This window comes from Mesorhizobium sp. CA10 (genome assembly GCF_020165285.1).
Classification (GTDB): Bacteria; Pseudomonadota; Alphaproteobacteria; order Rhizobiales; family Rhizobiaceae; genus Mesorhizobium.
Genome location: NZ_JAIUHV010000005.1, coordinates 45,814 through 67,560, shown reverse-complemented (window position 1 = coordinate 67,560; position 21,747 = coordinate 45,814). Strand labels below are relative to the sequence as shown.

The window sequence follows — 21,747 nt, the reverse complement described above, 5'->3', positions numbered from 1 at the left end:
AGCAGTGCCATTGATTGCAGCCCTGCAAAGGGAGTATTATTTACTACCATAGAGCAAGGACGGCTGCCGATGGCAAACGTGGAAAAAATCAGCGTGGCGGTCACGACGCAGCAGGCGGCTGTCATGCGTGAGGCCGTGGAAACCGGCGAATACGCGACCACGAGCGAAATCGTGCGCGAAGCGGTGCGGGATTGGTTGGCCAAGCGAGAACTGCGCCAAGAGGACTTACATCGTTTGCAGCGGCTCTGGGACGAGGGCAAGGCGAGCGGGAGACCGGAGCCCTTGGACTTTGACATTCTCAGAAAGGAAGCTCGGCAGAGGCTAAAGGACGCCGCGCCGAATGGCCGTTAAGGTAGTCTGGTCACCAGCGGCCAGAGCCGATTTAATCGACATCTATGTGGCCATTGGCAGTGAAAGCTTGAGGGCCGCCGATCGCTACTACGACTGGATAGAGGATCGGGCGCTGCAGTTGGCGGACCAGCCACGCATGGGCGTAAGGCGGCCTGATATTCGGGCCTCGACGCGCATGTTGGTGGCGGCACCGTTTGTACTGCTCTACGAAACGGCACCGGATGCGGACGATGGCCCGGTAGAGTTGGTCGAGATCGTTCGTGTCGTGGACGGGCGCAGGGATTTGAACCGTCTATTCTGATCTCAGCTCATCACCGCTAGTGACGGGAAACATCACCGTATCAGCAGCGCCGTCGAGAACATGCCGAGCGCGAACACCGTGTGCGCCAGGAGGTTGAGCGCGCGCACCTTCATCGGATTGGGAAGCTTGGAGGCCGCCCAGCCGGCGCCCATGCCCGGCGCCAGGAGGAACCAGCCGGCCCCAACCGTGACGATGCCGAGGATGAAGGCAGGCAGGAATGTCGGCGCCGCCAGCCAGCCCGCGCCGGCGAGCACGACAAGGATCACGCCGTAGAGAATGCCAACGAGGTAGTGGAATGCCCAGCCGAGCGCCTTTTCATGCGCATAAGGTGCCGCCTTGCCGATATCGTCGTGAAAAACCCTCTTCGGCAGATGCCGCACCCAGCGTCCGACCATGCCCCAGTTGGGCAATGGCAGGCCGAACGCCTTGTTGAGGACGATCGCCCAGACATCCATGAATACTGTGGCGCCGATGCCGATCGCCACTGCGCGCCAGACGGTGTCAAACATCACAGCATGATCCTGAACCGAAGGTCAGCGAACGCAAAAAGTGGGAACTGGTTTTCGGACAAGATCATGGGGGTCAACGAAACCTGACCTGATCTAGAGCTGCTCGAGGATTTTTGCCGCGCCACTCTCGTCGACGCCCGGCTTGGTCTCGACATTGAACGCCACGACCTTGCCGTCGTCGACGATCATTGAGAAGCGCTTCGAGCGCAGGCCCATGCCGGCCCCGGAAAGATCGTTGTCGAGTCCCACCGATTTGGCGAAATCGCCGCTGCCGTCGGCGAGATAGAGGATCTTGCCTTCGCCGCCGGTGAACCGCGCCCAAGCGCCCATGACATGCACGTCGTTGACCGAGACGACGGCGATCGTGTCGACGCCGCGGGCCAGGATGGCATCATGATTCTCCAGATAGCCAGGCAGGTGGTTGTTGCTGCAGGTCGGCGTGAAGGCGCCGGGAACGCCGAACAGCACGACTTTCTTGCCGGCGAAGATCTCATCGCCGGTGATCGACTTTGCGCCGTCCGCGGTCATGGTCTTGAAGGTCGCTTCGGGCAGTTTTTCGCCAACCGCAATGGTCATGGGTGCCTCGCTTGGGGGATGGGAAGGATCGATGCCTTCGATATCGGACTGCGCGGGCTCCGGCAACTCTTCAGAGCAATTCCAGGAAAGTGTGCAGCGGTTTTCCGTCCGGAATTGCGGCTCAGAAAGACCCTGGATCAAGGGAAAGGCAGCAGCCCGTCCACCGAACCCTCGGCGCTGGTCAGCGTGTAATACAGCCCGCCATCGGTCGGCGTCGCCGATGGCCGGTCGAGGATCGGCACGGTGAAGACGAGCTTGCCATCCTTCTGACTGCGCACCGGCGCGCCGAACATGTAGTCGCGCTCGCCGGCGATGAACAGATCGACGGATTGCGGATCGCCGGGCGACTGCGCCTGGACGACAAGGGTCTCATGGTCGCTGGACAGCACGCTGATGCCAAAATCGGACCGGGCCGGGGAGGGCAGCGTCGCAAGTGCGGTTTTCACCAGGGCCGCGTCGGTCGCGTTATCGGGGTCGGACCCGGGATCGACGCTGAGCCGGGTCTGCACTGGAATGCAGATCGTCTCGCAGATGCCGAGGAAGATGTTGGCATCGATGGTCGCCGGCTGGTCGGGCGAAGACAGCGTGAACGTCACCGGCAGCGACACCGGACGATCGTAGCCGGCCCATTTGCCGTAGCCGTCGTCATGCCGCTGCGGCGGCGGGAACGACAATTGCGCGTCGGCGACATTGGTGCTGCCCGATATGTCGAGTTGCGGCGGCACGCCGGCATCGCCTGGATCGCGCCAATAGGTTTTCCAGCCGGGCCTCAACGCGATATCGAGCACGCCGTGGATCTTGCCGACCTGGTCGGGCTTGCCGGTGGTCACCAGCCGAACCTTGCCGCCTTCACTGTTGTACCAGTTCGAGGAGGAGGCCTCGGCCGGTAGGCTTGTAGCCCACCCGAAAACGACGCCGAGAACCAGTAATTTCATGTATCGCATGCGGTGATTTGACCGTCCGTTCTTGGCCGCGCAATGACTTCATCGCTCTCTCGGTATCATATTTGCGTGACATCTGGGACTGGCACCATCTTTTCGGCGCAGCCGAAACGCGTTACGCTGAGGCCATGGACTTGCTGCGCCACAAGAAGTCGGCCGCCGGACGCGGTTTCCTCGACGATCAGTTCCTGATTGCCATGCCTGGCATGAAGGACGACCGTTTCGCGCGCTCCGTCATCTACATCTGCGCCCATAGCGACGAGGGCGCGATGGGGCTGATCATCAATCAGACGCAGCAGATGCTGTTTCCGGACCTGCTTGTGCAACTCGGCATCATGAACGAGCAGGAAGCGATCCGCTTGCCGGCGCATACGCGCGATTTCGTCGTGCGCAACGGCGGGCCCGTCGATCGCAGCCGCGGCTTCGTGCTGCATTCGGGCGACTATCGCGTGGAATCCTCGCTCAACGTCTCCGACGATATCTGCCTGACGGCAACCGTCGATATCCTGCGCGCCATCTCGACCGGCCGCGGCCCGCGCCATGCCCTCATGGCGCTCGGCTATTCCGGCTGGGGCGCCGGCCAGCTCGAAACGGAGATCTCCGAGAATGGCTGGCTCACCTGTCCGGCGACGCCGGAACTTCTCTTCGACACCGATATCGAGCGCAAATACGACCGTATCCTTGCCTCGATCGGCATCGACCTTGCCCATCTGAGCGCCGCCGCCGGGCACGCTTAGCACGTTCGTCATCCTAAGGCGGAGCAAGGAGCGAAGCGACGCGCGCAGACCCTAGGATCTATGCCGTTACATCGAGCATAGAGTGCAGCGGTGCAGAACTCTGCAACGCTTTTCAATGCGTTAACGTCACGGAATGGATTCTCGGGTCAAGCCCGAGAATGACGATGTGATGGACGTAACGGCCAATCGCAGAGTGTCTCGCTACTCCATTGGAACGACCGGCCGCATCAAGCGCGCCAACCTAAGCCTGGGTCAGCGGATACTGCTCCCTCAGCGTCTTCAGCACCTGGTCGCCGGGCATCGGCGCGCCGAACATGAAGCTCTGCACATATTCGCAGCCCATCTGGCGCAGCTCCAGCGCGTCGCTTTCATCCGAAATTCCTTCCGCCACGACCGAAAGCCCCAGCTCATGCGCCATGTTGACCATCGATTTGAGCAGCACGGCACGCTTCGGCGTGGCGTCGTCGACGAAGCTCTTGTCGATCTTGATGGTGTCGAAGGGGAAGCGCGTCAGATAGGAGAGCGAGGAATAGCCGGTGCCGAAATCGTCGAGCGACAGTCCGATGCCGAGCTGCTTCAGCTTGGTCAGCACATGCGCGGTCTGCTCAGGATTGTCCATCACCAGGGACTCGGTGAGCTCGAGCCGGAAGCAGCGCGGTTTCAGATTGGCGCGCGCGATGACCGAGCGGACGTCGCTGACCAGGTCGCGGCGGATGAGCTGGCGGCTGGACAGGTTGACCGACACCGACAGCGGCGCGTCGCCGATCTGCTTCTGCCAGGTGGCAAGGTCCTCGGCCGCCTGCTGCATGGCGAACAGGCCGAGCTGCACGATCAGCCCGCAATTCTCGGCGACCGGAATGAAGTCCCCCGGCGGGATCATGCCGCGGCGCGGATGATCCCAGCGCAGCAGCGCCTCGAAGCCGGCGACGCTGCCGTCCTCCAGCCGCACGATCGGCTGATAGGCAAGCGTGAACTCGCGCCGCTCGATGGCGCGGCGAAGGTCGGATTCGAACTGCAGCCGGTCGGTACCGACGGTGCGGAAGGCGGGACGGAAGGGCTCGATTCTGTCGCCGCCGAAACGCTTGGCCTGGTGCATGGCAAGCTCGGCGTCCTTGACCATGTCCTCGGCCGAAGTCTGCGCCGTCGTCCAGGTGATCAGGCCGATCGATGCGGTGAGCACGATTTCTCGCTTGGCGAAGGTGATCGGATTGTTGATCGCGTGCTTGATGGCGTCCGCCATGGCAGCGATGCGGGCCGGATCCTGTTCCGAAAGCAGCATCAGCGCGAACTGGTCGCCGGCAAAGCGCGACAGCGAATCCTTCGGCTTGAGCAGCCGGTGCAGCCGGCGCGCGACAGTGAGCAGAATGGTGTCGCCGGCGGAGATGCCAAGGCCGTCATTGACCTGCTTGAAGCGATCGATGTCGATGATGAAGACCGTCGGGCGCACCTTCTCCTCGGTGCGGGCGATCGAGATGATCGCTTCCAGCCGGTTCATGAACAATTCGCGGTTCGGCAGGCCGGTCAAATTGTCATGCACGGCGTCGTGCAGCAGCCTTTCCTCGGATTTCTTCTGCTCGGTGACGTCGATCATGGTGCCGACGCAGCGGATCACCTCGCCGTCGGAGCCGATCACCGGGCGGGCGCGCAGCGAGAACCAATGGTAATGGCCGTCGGCGCCGCGCAGGCGGAAGTTCTGCGCTACCTTGCCGCGCCTATGCTCCAGCACCACGTCGAGCGTGGTGCGGAATGTGTCGCGGTCGTCGGCATGCAGCACCGGCAGCCAGTTGCGGGCCGCACCACCAAGGCTGTTGGGCGCAAGGCCGAGCTGCAGGCTGATGTCCGGCTTGGTCACCACCCGGTCGCGCAGCACGTCCCAATCCCAGACGATGTCGCCCGAGCCGGCGACGGCGAGCGCCTGCCGCTCCAGGTCGGAGAACAGGCCCTGATGCAGCGCGCCGCCGGCAAAGGCGTGCTGCATGACGGTGAAGCCGATCAAGAGGATGATCAGGATCAGCCCGCCGCCCAGCGCCGGCTGGGCGATGTCGTTGTCCAGCATGCCGGTGATCGCCATCCACGATCCGCATAGCCATAGCAACACCATCACCCAGCTCGGCACCAGCATGATCGCGCGGTCATAGCCGCGGATGCCGAGGAAGATGATGAGGCCAAGGCCCGTTAGCGCGGTGGCGGCGAACGAGATGCGGGCAACGCCGGCGGCGACCGCCGGATCGACGATGGCCACCCCCGCGATCAACAAGAGCCCGAGGATCCAGACCAGCGCGCCGTAGCTGAAATGACCATGCCACCGGTTGAGGTTGAGATAGGCGAACAGGAACACCACGAAGGTTCCGGCCAAGGCCACCTCCGTGCCGGCCCGCCAGATCTGCTCGTTGCCGGGCGATATCTCGATGATCTTGTTGAGGAAGCCGAAGTCGACGCAGATATAGGCCAGCACCGCCCAGGCGAGCGCCGCGGTCGCCGGGAACATCGAGGTTCCCTTGACCACGAACAGGATCGTCAGGAACAGCGCAAGAAGTCCCGAAATGCCGATGACGATGCCGCGAAACAGCGTGTAGGAATTGACTGAGTCCTTGTAGGAATCCGGCTCCCAGAGATAGACCTGCGGCAGTTTCGGCGAGGCGAGCTCGGCGATGAAGGTCACCACCGTTCCGGGGTTCAGCGTCACCCGGAACACGTCGGCGTCGGGGCTTGTCTGGCGGTCGAGCGCGAAGCCCTCGCTGGGCGTGATGGCGGCGATGCGCGTGGAGCCGAGATCCGGCCAGAAGATGCCGGAATTCACCAGCCTGAAATGCGGCGCGACGATCAGCCGGTCGAGCTGCTGGTCGGTGGTGTTGGCGAGCGCGAAGACGGCCCAGTCGCCGCTCGAGCGCGCGTCATTAGCTTCCACTTCGATGCGCCGCACTATGCCGTCGGGGCCGGGCGCCGTCGAGACCTGGAAATTCTCACCCTGGTTCCGGTAGATTTCCACGGCGCGCGACAGGTCCAGCGCCTTGTCGTCGCGCGCGATCTTGATCGGCTCGACGGCAAAAGCCGGCATGGCCGAAAAAAGCGTGACGACGACCGTCATGATGAGGGCGAATAGCGACGCTAATCGCGGAAAATTCGTCACAATCAGCCCTTCGTTCCATCGCCCGGCGGATCGTCCGCGATCCGGGCGTAGAGGTAGTGATCCTGCCAGATGCCGTTGATCCTGAGATAGGATCGCAGAAGTCCTTCGCGCCGGAATCCGGCTTTTTCAAGCACACGGATCGACCGGGCATTTTCGGGAATACAGGCAGCTTCGATCCGGTGCAACCGCAGCGTATCGAAGGCGAAGCGCGACACCAGCTTGACCGCCTCGGTCATCATGCCGCGGCCGCCGAAGCGTTCACCGATCCAGTAGCCGATATGGCCGCTCTGTGCGACGCCGTGGCGGATGTTGCCGAGCGTGATGCCGCCGGCGAGCTTACCGCTCGATTTTTCGAAGATGAAGAAGGCGATGGCCGTGCCTTGGGCATAATCCTCGCGGTAGCGGCTGATGCGCAGGCGCCAGGCATTGCGGTCGAGCTCGTCCGGCTGCCAGCGCGGCTCCCAGGGTTCGAGGAAGGCGCGGCTTTCGCCGCGCACCGCCGACCATTCGCGATAGTCGTTGGTCAAGGGCACGCGCAGCGTGACCTTGTCGCCCTTCAGTGCCGGCAGGTCGCGGCGAAAGAAAGGGAGCGCGAACACGGTTTTGGTCGAAGATCAGACGGCGAGCCGGCGGGCCGTCGTCTGCGGGCCCGCAAGCGATTCGAGGATCGCCTCGTAGGGCGCCAGCGTGCCCACGGGACCGACCGCGGTAAGCGTCGGCTTGGTCGAGAACAGCCGCGAGGAGAGATCGATCAGCCGCTCGACGGTCAGCGCCGAAAGCCGCTCCATCAATTCCTCTTTGGCGATCGGCCGCCCGAACAACAGCAGTTGCCGGGCAATCTGCGAGGCGCGGCTCGCTGGGCTTTCGGCCGACATGATCAGGCCGGCGCGATATTGCGCCCGCGCCCGGTCGAGCTCGTCCTGCTGGATGCTCTCGCCGGCCTTCTGCAATTCACCGATGATCACCGGCACCAGCTTGGCGATGTCGCTCTGCCCGGTGGCGGCATGCACGCCGAAGATGCCGGTGTCGGAAAAACCCCAGTGGAAGGCATAGACCGAGTAGCAGAGGCCGCGCTTCTCGCGCACCTCCTGGAACAGCCGCGACGACATGCCGCCGCCCAGGATCATCGACAGCACCTGCGAGGCGTAGAAATCGCGCACATGGTAGGCGCGGCCCTCGAAGCCGAGCACGATCTGCGCATCCATCAGGTCGCGGTCCTCGCGGAAGTCGCCGCCGACATATTGCGCATATTGCGGGATATTGCCCGCCGCCTTGGCGCGGAAGCCGCCAAGCCGCTTCTCGACCTCGCGCACGAAATTGTCGTGCTTGACGTCGCCGGCGGCCACGACGACCATCCGCTCCGCGTCATATTGGCGCTCGATGAAGCTGTGCAGCTGTTTGGAAGTGAAGGATTTGACCGTCTCCGGCGTGCCGAGGATCGAGCGGCCGATGGTCTGATGACGGAAAGCCGTTTCGGTGAAGCGGTCGAAGACGATGTCGTCGGGCGTGTCGTGCGCGGCGCCGATCTCCTGCAGGATCACATGCTGCTCGCGCTCCAGCTCGTCGGGATCGAATTCGGATTCCTGCAGGATGTCGGCCAGGATATCGACCGCCAGCGGCACGTCGTCGGAAAGCACCCTGGCGTAGTAGGAGGTCGTCTCGACGCTGGTGGCGGCGTTGATCTCGCCGCCGACATTCTCGATTTCCGAGGCGATCTCGAAGGCGCTGCGGCGCTTCGTGCCCTTGAACGCCATGTGCTCGAGCAGATGGGCCATGCCATGCTCTTCGTCGCGCTCGTTGCGGGCGCCTGACTTGACCCAGACACCAAGGGCAACCGATTCGATGCTTGGAAGGGTTTCGGTGGCGACTGTCAGGCCGTTCGACAGACGGCTTACCTCAACACCCATATGGCAAGTACTCCCTAACGCGCCGCCCGCGAGTGGCGGTCCACGTAATCTTCCACCATTTTCAAGTCGGATGGAAGTATCGTGTATTTTTCGTCGGCTGTCATCAAGCCGCCTAGCCATGCGGGCAGGGCAGGGGTGATGCCGCTCGCGGCCTCGACCGCCGCCGGGAATTTCGCCGGATGCGCGGTGCCGAGCACCACCATGGGCACCGCGCCGGAGTCCTGGGTGGCGGCGACACGGACGGCTGCGGCCGTATGCGGATCGAGCAGGTAGTTGCTCGCCTCGAGTGTCGCGCGGATGGTGGCGGCGACCTCGTCGACGCTAGCGCGGCCGGCGTCGAATTCGGCGCGGATGCGCTTGAGCTCGCCCTCCTCGATGGTGAAGGCGCCCGACTGCTTCAGGCCGTTCATATAGCGCCGCACGGTCTCGGCATTGCGGCCTGCGGCCTCGAACAGCAGGCGCTCGAAATTAGACGACACCTGGATGTCCATCGACGGCGAGGTCGTGGCGAACACGCCCTTGGTGCGGTATTCGCCGCTCGCCAGCGTGCGCGCCAGGATGTCGTTGTCGTTGGTGGCGATAATCAGCCGCTCGATCGGCAGGCCCATGCGCTTGGCGGCGTAGCCGGCGAAAATATCGCCGAAATTGCCCGTCGGCACGGTGAAGGAGACCGGCCTGTCGGGCGCGCCGAGCGACAGGGCCGACGAGAAGTAATAGACGATTTGGGCCATGATGCGGGCCCAGTTGATCGAATTCACACCCGACAGCGACACCCTGTCGCGAAAGGCGTGGTCGTTGAACATGTCCTTAACCAGGCCTTGACAGTCGTCGAAATTGCCTTCGACCGACAGCGCATGGACGTTTGCCGCGCTCGACGTCGTCATCTGGCGCTGCTGCACCGGCGATACCTTGCCGTGCGGGAACAGGATGAAGATGTCGGTGCGGTCGCGGCCGGCGAACGCATCGATCGCGGCACCCCCGGTGTCGCCCGAGGTCGCGCCGACGATGGTGGCGCGTTTGCCCCGTTCCGAAAGCACATGATCCATCAGCCGCGCCAGCAACTGCATCGCCACGTCCTTGAAGGCCAGCGTCGGGCCGTGGAACAGCTCGAGGATGAAGGTGTTTTTCCCGGTCTGCACCAGCGGGCAGACGGCCTCATGCCGGAAAGTCGCATAGGCCTCGCGCACCAGCCGCTCGAAGACGGGCGCCGCGATCTCGCCGCCGAGGAACGGTGTCAGCACCCGAATGGCAAGGTCCGGATAGGCAAGGCCGCGCATGGCGCGGACGTCGGCGGCCGAAAACTGTGGCCACTCGCGCGGCACGTAGAGCCCGCCGTCGCGCGCCAGGCCGGCCAGCACAGCGTCGGAAAATCCAAGCGCGGGCGCATCCCCGCGGGTACTCACATATTGCATCGTCAAGGCCTGTTGCTGCCGGTCGCGTCATCCACGGCAATTGGTTAATTTTCCGAGCCCGCTCAGTCGCATTTTTGCCGCGCGGTTGCTATACGTCACCGGCTTTGTGAGAGGGAAGTGCAGTTTCATGGCGTTTTATTCGGTCAACCGTCGTTTTGTCGCGGGTCTGGCGCTCACCGGCTTTATGCTTGCCGCCGCCGGCTGCCAATCGAGCGACAATGGTATTCTTAACTTTGGTCTAACCAAGAAGGATCCCGTCGCGCCGCCGCCGCCGCAGGATCCCAAGATCCTCGCCAGCCAGCTGCGAGCCTATTGTCCGAAGGTGACGCTGCGCGACGGCACTGCCTATTTCAACACCTATGCCAAAGGCACGACGGCGAAGCCCAAGAAAAAGAAAGTTGACGCCGCGGCCGACGCCGAGGCCGAGGCAGCCGCCGCGGCCGCCCAGACCGGACCCAACGGCCAGCCGATCGATCCCGCTCACGATCCGTCGAAGATCATCTACCAGGCTTCGATCACCGACGTGACGCGCGATTGCACCCATGCCAACGGCCAGATGTCGATGAAGATAGCCGTCGCCGGCAAGATCGTGCCGGGGCCGATGTTCGCGCCCGGCACCGTCACCATGCCGATCCGCATCGCGGTTCAGCATGGCGAGGAGGTGCTTTATTCGCAGCTGCATCCGTACCAGGTGCAGGTTACCGACCCATCGGCCGCTACCCAATTCGTCTTCGTCGACAGCAATGTCGTGGTGCCGGAGCCGACCGCGCGCGACTACCAGGCCTATGCCGGCTATGACGAGAACACGCCGGTCGCTTCGGCGGACAAGCCGAAAGGCAAGAGGAAGAAGCGCGCTCCGGCGACCAACTGAGCAAGGGCAGGAAACAACGACGGCGTCTCGCTGGCCAAACGAAACAGACGTGTTCGTCGTCTATTCAGGTAATCCGGCTGCCCGTAATGCGCTGCCAAGAGCCTGCGCGAGCGCGGGCGCGCAATTCACGCCTGCAAACTGGCGGCTGTAGCGAAAGCCAGGCTGAAGCTCGATCACGCGGGCGGCGGCCGCCCTCGCTTCGTCCAATCGGCCAAGCTTGGCCAGCGCGGCGGCCAATTGCACATAGGTGATGCTGTGCGCCGGATTGGCTTGGACGGACTTGTAGGCAGCACGGCAAGCCTCTTCGTAACGGCCGCGCAGCAAATGGCTCATCGCCTGCGCGTCAAATGCGGCCCAGGCCCAGGAATCGAACGGGCTCAGCCGCATGCCCTGCTCGCTCCACTCTATCGCGCGCTCTGCTTCACCGCTCCATCCGAGCATGACGCTGCCGAGGATGTAGGTCAGCGCCGATGACGGGCTGATGGCAAGCGCAGCTTCCAATGCCGCGAATGCGCCGGCGCGATCATGCGCATCCATTCCGATGGAAAAGCCCGCCCATGTGAGGGCGAGCGCATCATCCTGCCCGTGGACAATGGCCGACCGCGCGTGGCGGATCGAAGACGCACGGTTGATCTCCTGCAGGCCGGCGCGAAGGAACAGGCAATGATGGCACATCGCGGCATTGCCATGCGCCAGCGCATAGGCCGGTTCGAGCGCGAGCGCACGCTCGAGAAGCACCAGCGCCCTGGTCACTTGATCCGGCATGCCTGAATCCACATCAGGCTGGGCCTGCAGCACGAGATCGTAGGCATCGAGACTGTCGGGGCGCTTGCGCTTGACTCGTTCGATCTCGGCTTTCCGCACGCTTGGCGCAATCGCTCCTACTGCTGCCAGTGCGATCTCGTCTTGGAGCGCAAAGATGTCTTCGGAGCTGCGATCGTAGCGCTCGGCCCAGACATGAGCGCCGGTCGATGCATCGATCATCTGCGCGGTAACACGAACGCTGCCGCCGGCCTTGCGCACGCTGCCTTCGAGGACATAGCGAACGCCAAGCTCGCGGCCGACCTGCTTCACGTCGATGGCGCGACCCTTGTAGCTGAAGGTCGAGTTTCGCGCGATGACGAACAGCCATTTGATGCGCGCTAGGCCTGTGATGATGTCGTCCACCATCCCATCGGCAAAATACTCCTGCTGCGGGTCGCCGCTCAAATTCGAGAACGGCAGGACCGCGATCGAGGGCTTCTCAGGCAAGCTCGGTCCCGACGCGGCGCGGGTGGTGGCCGAGGTGTCGGGAACATTGGTGGCGACGGCCGGTCCGACATAGCGATAGCCGCGGCGCGGCAAAGTCTCGATCCAACTCGCGACATTCGCGGCGTCGGCCAGAGTCCGGCGCAAGGCTGCAATCTGAACCGTCAGATTGTTATCGGCAACCGCCGATCCGCCCCAGCCGGCATCGATCAGCGCGTCCTTCGATACGGGTTGGCCCGCATTCTGGATCAGCAGCCGCAGCAGCGCCACGGCGCGCCGCCCGAGCATGGTCGGCTCGGCGCCGTAAAAGAGAATGCCCACCTCGGGATCGAGGCGGAACGAGCCGAACTGGTAGGCGTCGCCCCTGGCTGTCATTCGAGTCTTTTAGCAAATTTTTGGCAACGGATTCACGACTTTCCGGCGTGAGCAGCCGATGTTGCGCGAACGCTTGCCGCAAACAAGCGCCCTGTCAGAGGAGGATCATATGAGCGCCGATGCCGTCATCCGCATGCCCGACGAGAAGAAGGGCGTCATGTTGCGTGGCCATCCAATGGCTTTCCTCGTTACCGATGAAAATACCAGGCACACCAGCATGTTCGACTGGACGATCCCGCCGGAGTTTGCCACCGGGCGGCATGTTCACCGGGTGCAGGAGGAGACCTTTTACCTGCTCGAGGGCGAGTGTGAATGGCATGTCGGCGACAGGACGGTCCGGGCAACGCCCGGCACCTTTCTGTTCATCCCGCCGGGAATACCGCACAACATCACGAATGTCAGCGAGAAGCCGGCGCGCGTGCTGATGACCGTCTCTCCGCCCGGTCACGAACATTATTTCGAAGAGCTTGTCGAACTCACGGCGCATGGTGCGCCGGATCCGAAAGCGCTCGCCGATCTGCGAAACCGCTACGACACCGACCAGCTGTCGACGCTGACGACGCGCTCCTAGCCGGATCCCTTGGGTTTCTAGGCGTCTTCCGACCACTCCGACAGCGCCGCGATCGTGCTGTTGAGCTCCGCCCAGCGCCGGATGACCGTTTCGGCACCGGCCTCGGTCAGCGCATCGGCATGACCCGGATAGCTGTGCCCGGCGCCGGTGAAGCCGATGACGCGCATGCCGGCGGCCCTGGCGCCGGCGATGCCGTGCACGGAATCCTCAATCACGAAAGTGTTCTTCGGGTTGGCGCCGAGCTTTTCGGCGGCGTAGAGAAACACGTCCGGCGCCGGCTTGGTCTTCTTGCTGGGAATATCGAGGCCCGAAAAGATGCGGCCGGCGAAGAACGGCAGCAGCCGCACCTTCTCCAGCATGAATTCGACCCGCTCAGTGCGTGAATTGGAGCAGACGGCGCGCGGCGCGGTTACGGCCGCCACCGCCTCGCGAGCGCCGTCGATAATGCGCACGTCTGCGCGCAGCTTGCGGTCGACGAGTTCTTCCTCGCGGTCGATCAGCGAGGCCTGGAATGGGATCCGCGACTTCTCCTCGACCCGCAGCATGATGTCCTTGAAGGTCAGGCCGGCATAGGTCTCGGCAAGCTCCTCGGCCGAAATCTCGAATCCGGCCGACGTCAGAAGCTCGGCATCGACGCGCGCGGCGATGATTTCGGAATCGACGAGCACGCCGTCGCAATCGAAGATGACAAGGTCTGGCTGGGGCATGGCAATCCGGACGTTGAGAAGGGGAGCATGGCATGGCTGGCCCAAGCGGTGCGGCATACACCAACGGGCCGCTCTTCGCAAACCGAGCAAGCGTCTGCAGCCTTCACTGAATGTTTACGCTGATCGGTAACCATAACGGTCAGTAAACCGTAACGCGTGCTTTGGGTGTTTTGATGTCTGCCATGCGTCTTCTCGACGAGCTTTCCCACGCTCCCCAGCGGTCCGAATGGCTGGATACCATCCTGAAAGGCGATTGCGTCGCTGCGCTTGACCGCCTGCCGGAAAAGTCGATCGACATCATCTTCGCCGACCCGCCCTATAATCTGCAGCTCGACGGCGACCTGCACCGGCCCGACCAGTCCAAGGTCGACGCCGTCGACGATGACTGGGACCAGTTCGAGAGTTTCGAGGCCTATGACGCCTTCACACGTGCCTGGCTGCTCGCGGCGCGCCGCGTGCTGAAGCCCAGCGGCACCATCTGGGTCATCGGCTCCTATCACAACATCTTCCGCGTCGGCGCCCGCATGCAGGATCTCGGCTTCTGGATCCTGAACGACATCGTCTGGCGCAAGACCAACCCGATGCCGAATTTCCGCGGCCGCCGCTTCCAGAACGCGCATGAGACGATGATCTGGGCCTCGCGAGACCAGAAGGCCAAGGGCTACACCTTCAACTACGAAGCGCTGAAGGCCTCGAATGACGACCTGCAGATGCGCTCCGACTGGCTGTTCCCGATCTGCACCGGCGGCGAGCGGCTCAAGGACGAGAATGGCAACAAGCTGCATCCCACGCAGAAGCCGGAAGCCTTGCTTGCCCGCATCATGATGGCCTCGACCAAACCGGGCGACGTCGTGCTCGATCCCTTCTTCGGTTCCGGCACCACCGGCGCCGTCGCCAAGCGCCTTGGTCGCCACTTTGTCGGCATCGAGCGCGAGCAAGCCTATATCGATGCCGCCAATGAGCGCATCGCCGCCGTGCGCCCGCTGGAAAGCGCCGATCTCACCGTGCTTTCCGGCAAGCGCGCCGAACCGCGCGTCGCCTTCATCAGCCTGCTCGACAATGGACTGATGACGCCGGGCGCGACGCTCTACGATGCCAAGAAGCGCTGGGCGGCCAAAGTGCGCGCCGATGGCACGCTGGCCATCGGCGACAGCGCCGGCTCGATCCACAAGATTGGCGCCGAGGTGCAGGGGCTGGACGCCTGCAACGGCTGGACCTTCTGGCACTATGAGCGCAGCGGCGGCTTGACCCCGATCGACGAGCTGCGCCGCATCGCGCGCCTCGGCATGGAGCGGGCGGGGGGCTGATTCGCCTGAAGCTGAACCAAAACATCAACGGATCGCCGCAGGCGATTCAGATTACGCTGCAATCCCCAGCCGCTCAAGGTCTGCCTTAAGTGCCTTGGCGTCGGTGAACAGCACGGCCTGCCAGCCCGCCGCTTTGGCGCCATCGACATTTTTCTCGCTATCGTCGATGAACAACGTCGCGGGCGGTTCGAGCCCGAATGCGGCGACGTGATGGTCGTAGATCGCCTGATCCGGCTTGATCAGGCCGATCTCGCCGGAGACGGTGACGCCGCGCGGCCGGTTGAGGAAATCGAAACGTTGCCTGGCTTCGGCAAGCGTATCGGCGGCGAAGTTGGTCAGCATGGTCACATCATGGCCCCTCTCGATCAGGCCGAGCATGACGGCGACGCTGTCCTCGTAGGCGTGCGGCACCATCTCATGCCAGTGGCGGCGGAAATTTCGGATGTTCTCGGCGTGGTCGGGATGTTCGGCGATCAGCGCTGCCTCGGCCTCTTCCCATGTCCGCCCGCGATCCTGCTCGATGTTCCAGGCGCTCGTGCAGACATTGTCGAAGAACCACCGCCGCTCCTCGGCATCGGGGATCAGGCGGCTGAACGGAATGTCCGGATCATAATGGATAAGCACCTTGCCGATGTCGAAGACGATATGGCGGATTTCGGTCATTGCGGTCCTTTCAATGCGGGTGCTGCTTTTTGGTCGCGCCCGGTATGGCCGTCTCGATTACCTTTTTCATGACGGTGGGCAGCGCTTCCCCGGAAATTTCATGGGCCAGCGACCAGAAATACCCGTCGGGCGCATCGCGCTTGACGTGGGCATGAAAGATGTCGAGCTCGAGCGCGAAATGTGTGAAGACGTGGCCGATCTGCCCGGCACGCCGCCAATCGGCGGGAAAAGGCGCGGCATCCGCCGTCGTCGCGCCATCCACCCTGGCGGTCCAGGCGGTGGTCGGCACCTCCGTCATGCCGCCGAGCAGGCCTTTGTCGGGCCGCTTGCGCAAGAGGATCGCGCCGTCGTCGCGCTCGGCGACGAAGGCGGCACCCTTGCGCAGCGGCTTGTCGTCCTTCGGCAGGCGGACCGGAAAGCGTTCCGGATCGCCGCTGAGAATGGCGCTGCAATCCTCGCGCACCGGGCACAGCATGCAGCGCGGTCGCTTCGGCGTGCAGATCGTCGCGCCGAGATCCATCATCGCCTGGGCGAAATCGCCGGGCCGCGTTTGCGGGACCAGCTTTTCCACTAGGGCGCGGATTTGCGGTTTGGCTTCGCTGAGCGGCGTCTCGATCGAATAGAGCCGGCTCACGACCCGCTCGACATTGCCGTCAACGACTGCCGCCGGCCGGTCGAAGGCGATCGCCGCGATCGCCGCCGCGGTGTAGGCACCAATGCCGGGCAATTCGCGCAGGCCCGCCTCGGTGTCGGGAAAACGGCCGCCTCGCAGCGCCACGAGGTCGGCGCAGGCCTTCAGGTTGCGCGCCCTTGAGTAATAGCCGAGCCCGGCCCAGGCCTTCATCACGTCCTCGGCGGGTGCCGCCGCCAGCGCCTCGACCGTCGGCCATTTCTCGACGAAATTGCGGAAATAGGCTTTTACCGCCTCGACCGTGGTCTGTTGCAGCATCACCTCGGACAACCAAACGCGATAGGGGTCAGGCCTTTCGCCGCGCGCAAACGCGCCCGGCGTCACGCGCCAGGGCAAGTCGCGATGATGCGCATCATACCAGGCAAGCAGGCAGGCCCCGATATCCCGGGATCCAGCTTTGCTGGTATCTCCGGATCCCGCGTCGCCGGATGCGGCCTGCTGTGATGCCTTGCGGGTCTGGTTTAGTGGTGCCATTGATCGGATGAACTGGGGACTGGAGAACGCACATGGCAGGGAAAAGGCCCTTCGGCAATCCCGTTCCGGTCAGCGATCTCGCGACAGAGATCCTCGATCCGGTGCTGAAGAAGCGCGCCGGCATCTCGATAGGGCTGGTGCAGTCCTGGGAAGAAATCGCCGGGCCTCGGCTCGCCAGCCATTCGCGGCCGGAGAAGATCCAGTGGCCGCGCCGCCTGCACGAAGACGATCCGTTCGAGCCGGCGACGTTGATCATCGCCTGCGAGGGCATGGCCGCGCTGCATCTGCAGCACGAGGCCGGCGAGGTGATCAACCGCGTCAACGCCTTCCTGGGTTTCAACGCGGTCGGCCGCATCAAGATTCTGCAAAAACCGGTGCTTTCGCAAAAGGCGCGCCCGAAGCCGGCGCCGCGGCCTTTGAGCGAGGCCGAGAAATCGAAGCTTTCGCGCCTGGTCGGCAAGATCGAGGACGACGGCCTGCGCGCTTCGCTCGAGCGGCTCGGCGCCACAATTATGGGTGAAAGGAAGCCCAAACGGTCGTAAGAAGCGTCATGAATGCGTTACCGATCTCGCATTCGTGATGCTTGTGATCAAGTTTCCCGATTGGATTGGGGATCGCGATGCCTTAATTCGCGCCAACTCTCGCCTTTTCTAGCCCTTGCATTGCAAAATCCAACCGATATCAGGTGATTCGCATGAACCGTGCCCCGTTTGGCAAAAGTCTGTCTCGCAGAAACCTTCTGACCACGCTGGCTGCTGTTCCTGCGGTGGCGCTGCTTGCAGCATGCAGCGACTCCGGCGAGGAGGCCAAGGCCGCCGATGTGAAGCCGGCCAACCCGTCGACGCCTGCCAAGCCGGCCGCGACGCCGGCGGCGGCCCAGGTGCCCGAGGCGCAGGGCACCGTCGATATGGCGGAGCTGCTGAAGCCCGGCGCGCTGCCCGACAAGCAGCTCGGCAAGGACGACGCCAAGGTCACAATCGTCGAATACGCATCGATGACCTGCCCGCATTGCGCGCATTTCAACGACACCACCTTCCCTCAGTTGAAGTCGAAATACATCGACACCGGCAAGGTCCGTTACATCCTGCGCGAATTCCCATTCGACCCGAGCGCGGAGGCCGGCTTCATGCTGGCGCGCTGCTCGAAGGATAATTACTTCGCCATGGTCGACGTGCTGTTCAAGCAGCAGCCGAGCTGGGTTGGCGTCAGCAACACCAAGGAAGCGCTGCTGCAGATCTCGAAGCTCGCCGGTTTTACACAGGAGTCCTTTGAGTCCTGCTTGACGGACCAGAAACTTCTGGACGATGTGAGAGCAGTCCAGAAACGCGGAGCGGACGAGTTCAAGGTCGACTCGACGCCGACCTTCTTCATTAATGGAAAGACCTACAAAGGGGCGATGTCGATTGAGGAAATGTCGGCCATCATCGACCCTCTGCTCTGACATCCAGGCCGCGCCGAAGCGGTCCGGCTTTGGCGCGCACCCCTGTAGTGTTGGGCGGCGCGAATGAAGTTTTCGCGCCTTCGCCTCCTTGGTTTCAAGTCCTTCGTCGAGCCCGGCGAGTTCGTCATCGAACGCGGGCTGACCGGCATTGTCGGGCCGAACGGCTGCGGCAAGTCGAACCTCGTCGAAGCGCTGCGCTGGGTGATGGGCGAAAGCTCCTACAAGAACATGCGCGCGTCCGGCATGGACGACGTGATCTTCTCGGGCTCGGGTGCGCGGCCTGCGCGCAACACCGCCGAAGTCACGCTTTTCCTCGACAACACCGACCGCACGGCACCCGCCGCCTTCAACGATGCCGATGAGCTGCAGGTGTCGCGCCGCATCGAGCGCGAGGCGGGCTCGCTCTACCGCATCAACGGCAAGGAAGCGCGCGCCAAGGACGTGCAGCTTCTGTTCGCCGACCAATCGACCGGCGCGCGCTCGCCCTCGATGGTCGGGCAGGGCCGCATCGGCGAGCTGATCCAGGCCAAGCCCCAGGCCCGTCGCGCGCTGCTCGAAGAGGCGGCAGGCATTTCCGGCCTGCACACGCGCCGTCATGAAGCCGAGCTCAGACTGAAGGGTGCCGAGCAGAATCTCGAGCGGCTGGACGACGTCGTCGGCGAGCTGGAAGGCCAGATCGAGAGCCTGAAGCGCCAAGCGCGCCAGGCCTCGCGCTTCAAGAACTTGTCGGCCGATATCCGCAAGGCCGAGGCAACGCTCTTGCATCTGCGCTGGACGCTGGCCAAGGCGCAGGAAGGCGAGGCGCGTTCAGCGCTTGCCGTCGCCACCACGCTGGTCGGCGACCGCGCCGCCGCCCAGATGGCGGCGGCCAGGGAGCAGGGCATCGCCGCGCACCGGCTGCCCGATCTGCGCGACGCCGAAGCCGCCGCCGCCGCCGCCTTCCAGCGCCTGTCGATCGCCAAGACCCAGATCGAGGAAGAGGCCGGCCGCATCCGTGCGCGCCAGACCGAGCTCGAACGCCGGCTGCAGCAGCTCGACGCCGACATCGCCCGCGAGGAGCGGATGGTGCGCGACAATGCCGACATCCTCGAGCGCCTGCGCACCGAGGAAGCCGAGCTCAACTCGGAAAATGCAGGTGCTGCCGAGCGCGAGGCGACCACGCGCGCCGCCTTCGAGCAGGCCGGCGCGACGCTCTCGCAAAGCGAGGCAAAACTTGCCGCGCTGACCGCCGAGCGCGCCGAGGCGGCTGCCTCGCGCCACCAGATCGAGCGTAGCTTGCGCGAGACCGCCGAGCGCCGCGACCGCTTCGCGCGCCAGCTCGCCGACGTCGACCGCGAGCTTTCCGATATCGTCGCGCGGATTTCCGGCCTGCCCGATCCGGCCGAAAAGCGCCTGCTGGTCGAGGACGCGCTGGCTCGGCTGGAAGAGAGCGAGGCCGGCGCCATTTCCGCCGAGCAGGCCGTCGCCGAGGCTCGCGCCGCCGAAAGCGCGGCCCGCCCGCCGCTGCAGGATGCAAGGGCCGAACTGGCGCGCATCGAGACCGAAGCGCGCACGCTGGCCAAGATCCTCAACGCCGCCAGTGGCGATCTCTTTCCGTCCGTGCTGGAGCAGATCAATGTCGAGCGCGGCTATGAAACCGCGCTTGGCGCGGCCCTCGGCGAGGATCTCGACGTCCCGCTCGACCGCAGCGCCCCGGTGCATTGGGGCGAAAGCACGGTGCAGCCCGGCGATGCGGCGCTGCCTGAAGGCGTGAAGAGCCTTGCCAGCGTGGTGCGCGCGCCGGCGCAGCTTGCGCGCCGTCTGGCGCAGATCGGCATCGTCGACGGCGCCGACGGCCGTCGTATTCAGGCGCAGCTTGCGCCCGGCCAGCGGCTGGTCAGCCGCGACGGCGCGCTCTGGCGCTGGGACGGCCTGACCGCGAGCGCAGATGCCCCGACCGCCGCCGCGCAGCGGCTGGCGCAGAAGAACCGCCTGGCCGAGCTCGATGCCGAAGCCGTGCAGGCGACGCGCGTCGTGCGCGAGGCCGAGGAAGCGCTGGCTCGCGCCGAGCAGGCGATGCGCCTGGCAAGTGAGGCCGAGCGCAATGCTCGCCAGGCCGGCCGCGATGCCCAGCATGCGCTGGATGCCGCGCGTAACGCGCTGGCCGAGGCCGAGAAGGCTGGCGGCGAGCTGTTGAGCCGGCGCGCCGCGCTAGAAGAGGCACGCGCTCGCATCGTTGACAGCCACGAGGAGACGCAGGCCTCCTTCCTCGAAGCCGAGGAGATGCTGAAGGACGCGCCCGATCTCGGCGATCTGCAGCTTCAGCTCGAACAGGCTTCCGCCAACGTCTCGCGCGACCGCGCCACGCTTGCCGATGCGCGCGCAGTGCATGAAGGGCTGCGGCGCGAGGCCGAGGCGCGTATTCGCCGGCTGGATGCCATCGGTGCCGAGCGCAGGAACTGGCTGGAGCGCGCCGAAAATGCCTCGACGCAGATCGCCGCCCTCGGCGAGCGCAAGGCAGAAGCCGAAGCCGAGCGCGAGCGGCTGGCCGATGCGCCCGACGAGATCGACGCCAAGCGCCGCGCCCTGCTGACGCAGCTTTCCGAGGCCGAGGCGCTGCGCAAGGCTGCCGGCGACCGCCTGCAGGAGGCGGAAAACAAGCAGGCGGAGCTCGACAAGGCGGCCACCGCCGCCATCCAGTCGCTCGCCGAATCGCGCGAAACCCGCGTTCGCGCCGAGGAGCGGCTGACCGCGGCGGATGAACGCCGCGCCGAGGTCGAGGCGCGCATCCAGGAGGCGCTGAACACGCCGCCACATCTGGTCATCAAGCATACCGGCCTCGAAGCCGACGATCCGATGCCCGACATGGCCGAGATCGAACGCCAGCTCGACCGGCTGAAGATCGAGCGCGAGCGGCTCGGCGCCGTGAACCTGCGCGCCGAGGAGGAGCAGAAGGAACTGTCCGACAGGCTGGAAACCATCGTTTCCGAGCGCGAGGACATCATCGAGGCGATCCGCAAGCTGCGCCAGGCGATCCAGAGCCTCAACCGCGAGGGCCGCGAGCGGCTGCTGTCGGCCTTCGAGGTGGTCAACGGCCATTTCCAGCGGCTCTTCTCGCATCTCTTCGGCGGCGGCACGGCCGAGCTGCAGTTGATCGAGTCGGAGGATCCGCTGGAGGCGGGACTGGAAATCCTCGCCCGCCCGCCCGGCAAGAAGCCGCAGACCATGACGCTGCTTTCCGGCGGCGAGCAGGCGCTGACCGCGATGTCGCTGATTTTCGCGGTGTTCCTCACCAACCCCGCGCCGATTTGCGTGCTCGACGAGGTCGACGCGCCGCTCGACGATCACAATGTCGAGCGCTTCTGCAATTTGATGGACGAGATGTCGAAGACCACCGAGACGCGCTTCGTCATCATCACCCACAACCCCATCACCATGGCGCGCATGGACCGGCTGTTCGGCGTCACCATGGCCGAGCAGGGCGTCAGCCAGCTGGTCTCGGTCGACCTGCAGGCCGCCGAAGCGATGCGCGAGGCGAGCTGAGAGCTCGGCCGGT

Annotated in this window: 20 protein-coding genes; 9 read left to right on the top strand and 11 right to left on the bottom strand. The window is 64.4% G+C overall.

The features are described 5' to 3' along the window. Positions 1-69: 69 nt before the first annotated feature. Entirely contained in the window at positions 70-351 is a 282-nt protein-coding gene (locus tag LB535_RS12680) for a type II toxin-antitoxin system ParD family antitoxin (RefSeq protein WP_224632426.1), read from the top strand. After that, positions 341-652, top strand: a complete 312-nt coding sequence (locus LB535_RS12675) for a type II toxin-antitoxin system RelE/ParE family toxin (protein ID WP_224632425.1) — start codon at positions 341-343, stop codon at positions 650-652. The genes LB535_RS12680 and LB535_RS12675 overlap by 11 nt, the downstream gene beginning before the upstream one ends. 32 nt (positions 653-684) lie before the next feature. Here LB535_RS12675 and LB535_RS12670 read toward each other — a convergent pair whose 3' ends face one another. The 3 genes from LB535_RS12670 to LB535_RS12660 all read right to left on the bottom strand — a co-directional run bounded on the left by LB535_RS12670 (position 685) and on the right by LB535_RS12660 (position 2,681). Then, complete coding sequence (locus tag LB535_RS12670; protein WP_095766774.1) at positions 685-1,161, bottom strand: DUF2938 domain-containing protein; 477 nt, start codon at positions 1,159-1,161, stop codon at positions 685-687. A 93-nt stretch (positions 1,162-1,254) separates the two neighbouring features. Next, positions 1,255-1,737, bottom strand: coding sequence for a peroxiredoxin (locus LB535_RS12665; RefSeq protein WP_224632424.1), 483 nt, complete (start codon positions 1,735-1,737; stop codon positions 1,255-1,257). A gap of 137 nt (positions 1,738-1,874) precedes the next feature. Continuing rightward, on the bottom strand, positions 1,875-2,681 hold the full coding sequence (locus LB535_RS12660; RefSeq protein ID WP_318012294.1) for a protein-disulfide reductase DsbD domain-containing protein: 807 nt from the start codon (positions 2,679-2,681) through the stop codon (positions 1,875-1,877). 125 nt (positions 2,682-2,806) lie between these two features. Between LB535_RS12660 and LB535_RS12655 the strand changes: the two genes are divergently transcribed. Beyond that, a complete protein-coding gene (locus tag LB535_RS12655; protein ID WP_095767156.1) occupies positions 2,807-3,415 on the top strand; it encodes a YqgE/AlgH family protein in 609 nt (202 codons plus the stop codon). A gap of 241 nt (positions 3,416-3,656) precedes the next feature. Here LB535_RS12655 and LB535_RS12650 read toward each other — a convergent pair whose 3' ends face one another. From LB535_RS12650 to thrC, 4 genes are read right to left on the bottom strand one after another with little or no spacing between them, the layout of a single operon-like run. Continuing rightward, positions 3,657-6,545 carry an EAL domain-containing protein gene (locus LB535_RS12650; protein WP_176476983.1) on the bottom strand — a complete coding sequence of 963 codons (2,889 nt, stop codon included), beginning with the start codon at positions 6,543-6,545 and terminating at the stop codon, positions 3,657-3,659. 2 nt (positions 6,546-6,547) lie between these two features. Continuing rightward, entirely contained in the window at positions 6,548-7,144 is a 597-nt protein-coding gene (locus LB535_RS12645; RefSeq protein ID WP_140541542.1) for a GNAT family N-acetyltransferase, read from the bottom strand. A 15-nt stretch (positions 7,145-7,159) separates the two neighbouring features. After that, complete coding sequence (locus LB535_RS12640) at positions 7,160-8,452, bottom strand: M16 family metallopeptidase (RefSeq protein ID WP_224632422.1); 1,293 nt, start codon at positions 8,450-8,452, stop codon at positions 7,160-7,162. 14 nt (positions 8,453-8,466) lie between these two features. Then, a complete protein-coding gene (thrC, locus tag LB535_RS12635) occupies positions 8,467-9,864 on the bottom strand; it encodes a threonine synthase (RefSeq protein WP_224632421.1) in 1,398 nt (465 codons plus the stop codon). Positions 9,865-9,991: 127 nt separating this feature from the next. On the opposite strand from thrC, the gene LB535_RS12630 reads away from it, so the two are divergent. Continuing rightward, positions 9,992-10,735: a hypothetical protein gene (locus LB535_RS12630; RefSeq protein WP_224632420.1), complete on the top strand. Its 744-nt coding sequence runs from the start codon at positions 9,992-9,994 to the stop codon at positions 10,733-10,735. Positions 10,736-10,795: 60 nt separating this feature from the next. Here the strand turns inward: LB535_RS12630 and LB535_RS12625 are convergent, their stop codons facing one another. Beyond that, positions 10,796-12,358, bottom strand: coding sequence for a winged helix-turn-helix domain-containing tetratricopeptide repeat protein (locus LB535_RS12625; protein WP_224632419.1), 1,563 nt, complete (start codon positions 12,356-12,358; stop codon positions 10,796-10,798). A 109-nt stretch (positions 12,359-12,467) separates the two neighbouring features. On the opposite strand from LB535_RS12625, the gene LB535_RS12620 reads away from it, so the two are divergent. Continuing rightward, complete coding sequence (locus LB535_RS12620) at positions 12,468-12,929, top strand: cupin domain-containing protein (protein WP_224632418.1); 462 nt, start codon at positions 12,468-12,470, stop codon at positions 12,927-12,929. 17 nt (positions 12,930-12,946) lie between these two features. On the opposite strand, the gene LB535_RS12615 is transcribed toward LB535_RS12620, so the two are convergent. Beyond that, positions 12,947-13,636 carry an HAD family hydrolase gene (locus tag LB535_RS12615; RefSeq protein WP_224526341.1) on the bottom strand — a complete coding sequence of 230 codons (690 nt, stop codon included), beginning with the start codon at positions 13,634-13,636 and terminating at the stop codon, positions 12,947-12,949. Positions 13,637-13,809: 173 nt separating this feature from the next. On the opposite strand from LB535_RS12615, the gene LB535_RS12610 reads away from it, so the two are divergent. Further along, positions 13,810-14,943, top strand: a complete 1,134-nt coding sequence (locus LB535_RS12610; RefSeq protein ID WP_224632417.1) for a site-specific DNA-methyltransferase — start codon at positions 13,810-13,812, stop codon at positions 14,941-14,943. A 51-nt stretch (positions 14,944-14,994) separates the two neighbouring features. On the opposite strand, the gene LB535_RS12605 is transcribed toward LB535_RS12610, so the two are convergent. Together LB535_RS12605 and mutY are read right to left on the bottom strand one after the other, a co-directional pair. Then, positions 14,995-15,606, bottom strand: a complete 612-nt coding sequence (locus LB535_RS12605; RefSeq protein ID WP_224632416.1) for an HAD family hydrolase — start codon at positions 15,604-15,606, stop codon at positions 14,995-14,997. 10 nt (positions 15,607-15,616) lie between these two features. After that, the gene (mutY, locus tag LB535_RS12600; RefSeq protein ID WP_224632415.1) at positions 15,617-16,771 is read right to left on the bottom strand and encodes an A/G-specific adenine glycosylase; all 1,155 of its coding nucleotides are present in this window, start codon (positions 16,769-16,771) and stop codon (positions 15,617-15,619) included. Positions 16,772-16,803: 32 nt separating this feature from the next. On the opposite strand from mutY, the gene LB535_RS12595 reads away from it, so the two are divergent. The 3 genes from LB535_RS12595 (at position 16,804) to smc (ending at position 21,734) form a co-directional block, all read left to right on the top strand. Further along, positions 16,804-17,313 carry a DUF721 domain-containing protein gene (locus LB535_RS12595; protein ID WP_224632414.1) on the top strand — a complete coding sequence of 170 codons (510 nt, stop codon included), beginning with the start codon at positions 16,804-16,806 and terminating at the stop codon, positions 17,311-17,313. 152 nt (positions 17,314-17,465) lie between these two features. Further along, positions 17,466-18,212 carry a DsbA family protein gene (locus LB535_RS12590; RefSeq protein ID WP_140847337.1) on the top strand — a complete coding sequence of 249 codons (747 nt, stop codon included), beginning with the start codon at positions 17,466-17,468 and terminating at the stop codon, positions 18,210-18,212. 63 nt (positions 18,213-18,275) lie between these two features. Beyond that, positions 18,276-21,734: a chromosome segregation protein SMC gene (gene smc / locus LB535_RS12585; RefSeq protein ID WP_224632413.1), complete on the top strand. Its 3,459-nt coding sequence runs from the start codon at positions 18,276-18,278 to the stop codon at positions 21,732-21,734. Positions 21,735-21,747: the final 13 nt, after the last annotated feature.

Excerpts from the sequence above, each read along its gene's own strand:
- LB535_RS12680 (WP_224632426.1), top strand. The coding sequence starts at position 70 with ATGGCAAACGTGGAAAAAATCAGCGTGGCGGTCACGACGCAGCAGGCG.
- LB535_RS12675 (WP_224632425.1), top strand. The coding sequence starts at position 341 with ATGGCCGTTAAGGTAGTCTGGTCACCAGCGGCCAGAGCCGATTTAATC.
- LB535_RS12670 (WP_095766774.1), bottom strand. The coding sequence starts at position 1,161 with ATGTTTGACACCGTCTGGCGCGCAGTGGCGATCGGCATCGGCGCCACA.
- LB535_RS12665 (WP_224632424.1), bottom strand. The coding sequence starts at position 1,737 with ATGACCATTGCGGTTGGCGAAAAACTGCCCGAAGCGACCTTCAAGACC.
- LB535_RS12660 (WP_318012294.1), bottom strand. The coding sequence starts at position 2,681 with ATGCGATACATGAAATTACTGGTTCTCGGCGTCGTTTTCGGGTGGGCT.
- LB535_RS12655 (WP_095767156.1), top strand. The coding sequence starts at position 2,807 with ATGGACTTGCTGCGCCACAAGAAGTCGGCCGCCGGACGCGGTTTCCTC.
- LB535_RS12640 (WP_224632422.1), bottom strand. The coding sequence starts at position 8,452 with ATGGGTGTTGAGGTAAGCCGTCTGTCGAACGGCCTGACAGTCGCCACC.
- thrC (WP_224632421.1), bottom strand. The coding sequence starts at position 9,864 with ATGCAATATGTGAGTACCCGCGGGGATGCGCCCGCGCTTGGATTTTCC.
- LB535_RS12630 (WP_224632420.1), top strand. The coding sequence starts at position 9,992 with ATGGCGTTTTATTCGGTCAACCGTCGTTTTGTCGCGGGTCTGGCGCTC.
- LB535_RS12625 (WP_224632419.1), bottom strand. The coding sequence starts at position 12,358 with ATGACAGCCAGGGGCGACGCCTACCAGTTCGGCTCGTTCCGCCTCGAT.
- LB535_RS12620 (WP_224632418.1), top strand. The coding sequence starts at position 12,468 with ATGAGCGCCGATGCCGTCATCCGCATGCCCGACGAGAAGAAGGGCGTC.
- LB535_RS12615 (WP_224526341.1), bottom strand. The coding sequence starts at position 13,636 with ATGCCCCAGCCAGACCTTGTCATCTTCGATTGCGACGGCGTGCTCGTC.
- LB535_RS12610 (WP_224632417.1), top strand. The coding sequence starts at position 13,810 with ATGTCTGCCATGCGTCTTCTCGACGAGCTTTCCCACGCTCCCCAGCGG.
- LB535_RS12605 (WP_224632416.1), bottom strand. The coding sequence starts at position 15,606 with ATGACCGAAATCCGCCATATCGTCTTCGACATCGGCAAGGTGCTTATC.
- mutY (WP_224632415.1), bottom strand. The coding sequence starts at position 16,771 with ATGGCACCACTAAACCAGACCCGCAAGGCATCACAGCAGGCCGCATCC.
- LB535_RS12595 (WP_224632414.1), top strand. The coding sequence starts at position 16,804 with ATGGCAGGGAAAAGGCCCTTCGGCAATCCCGTTCCGGTCAGCGATCTC.
- LB535_RS12590 (WP_140847337.1), top strand. The coding sequence starts at position 17,466 with ATGAACCGTGCCCCGTTTGGCAAAAGTCTGTCTCGCAGAAACCTTCTG.
- smc (WP_224632413.1), top strand. The coding sequence starts at position 18,276 with ATGAAGTTTTCGCGCCTTCGCCTCCTTGGTTTCAAGTCCTTCGTCGAG.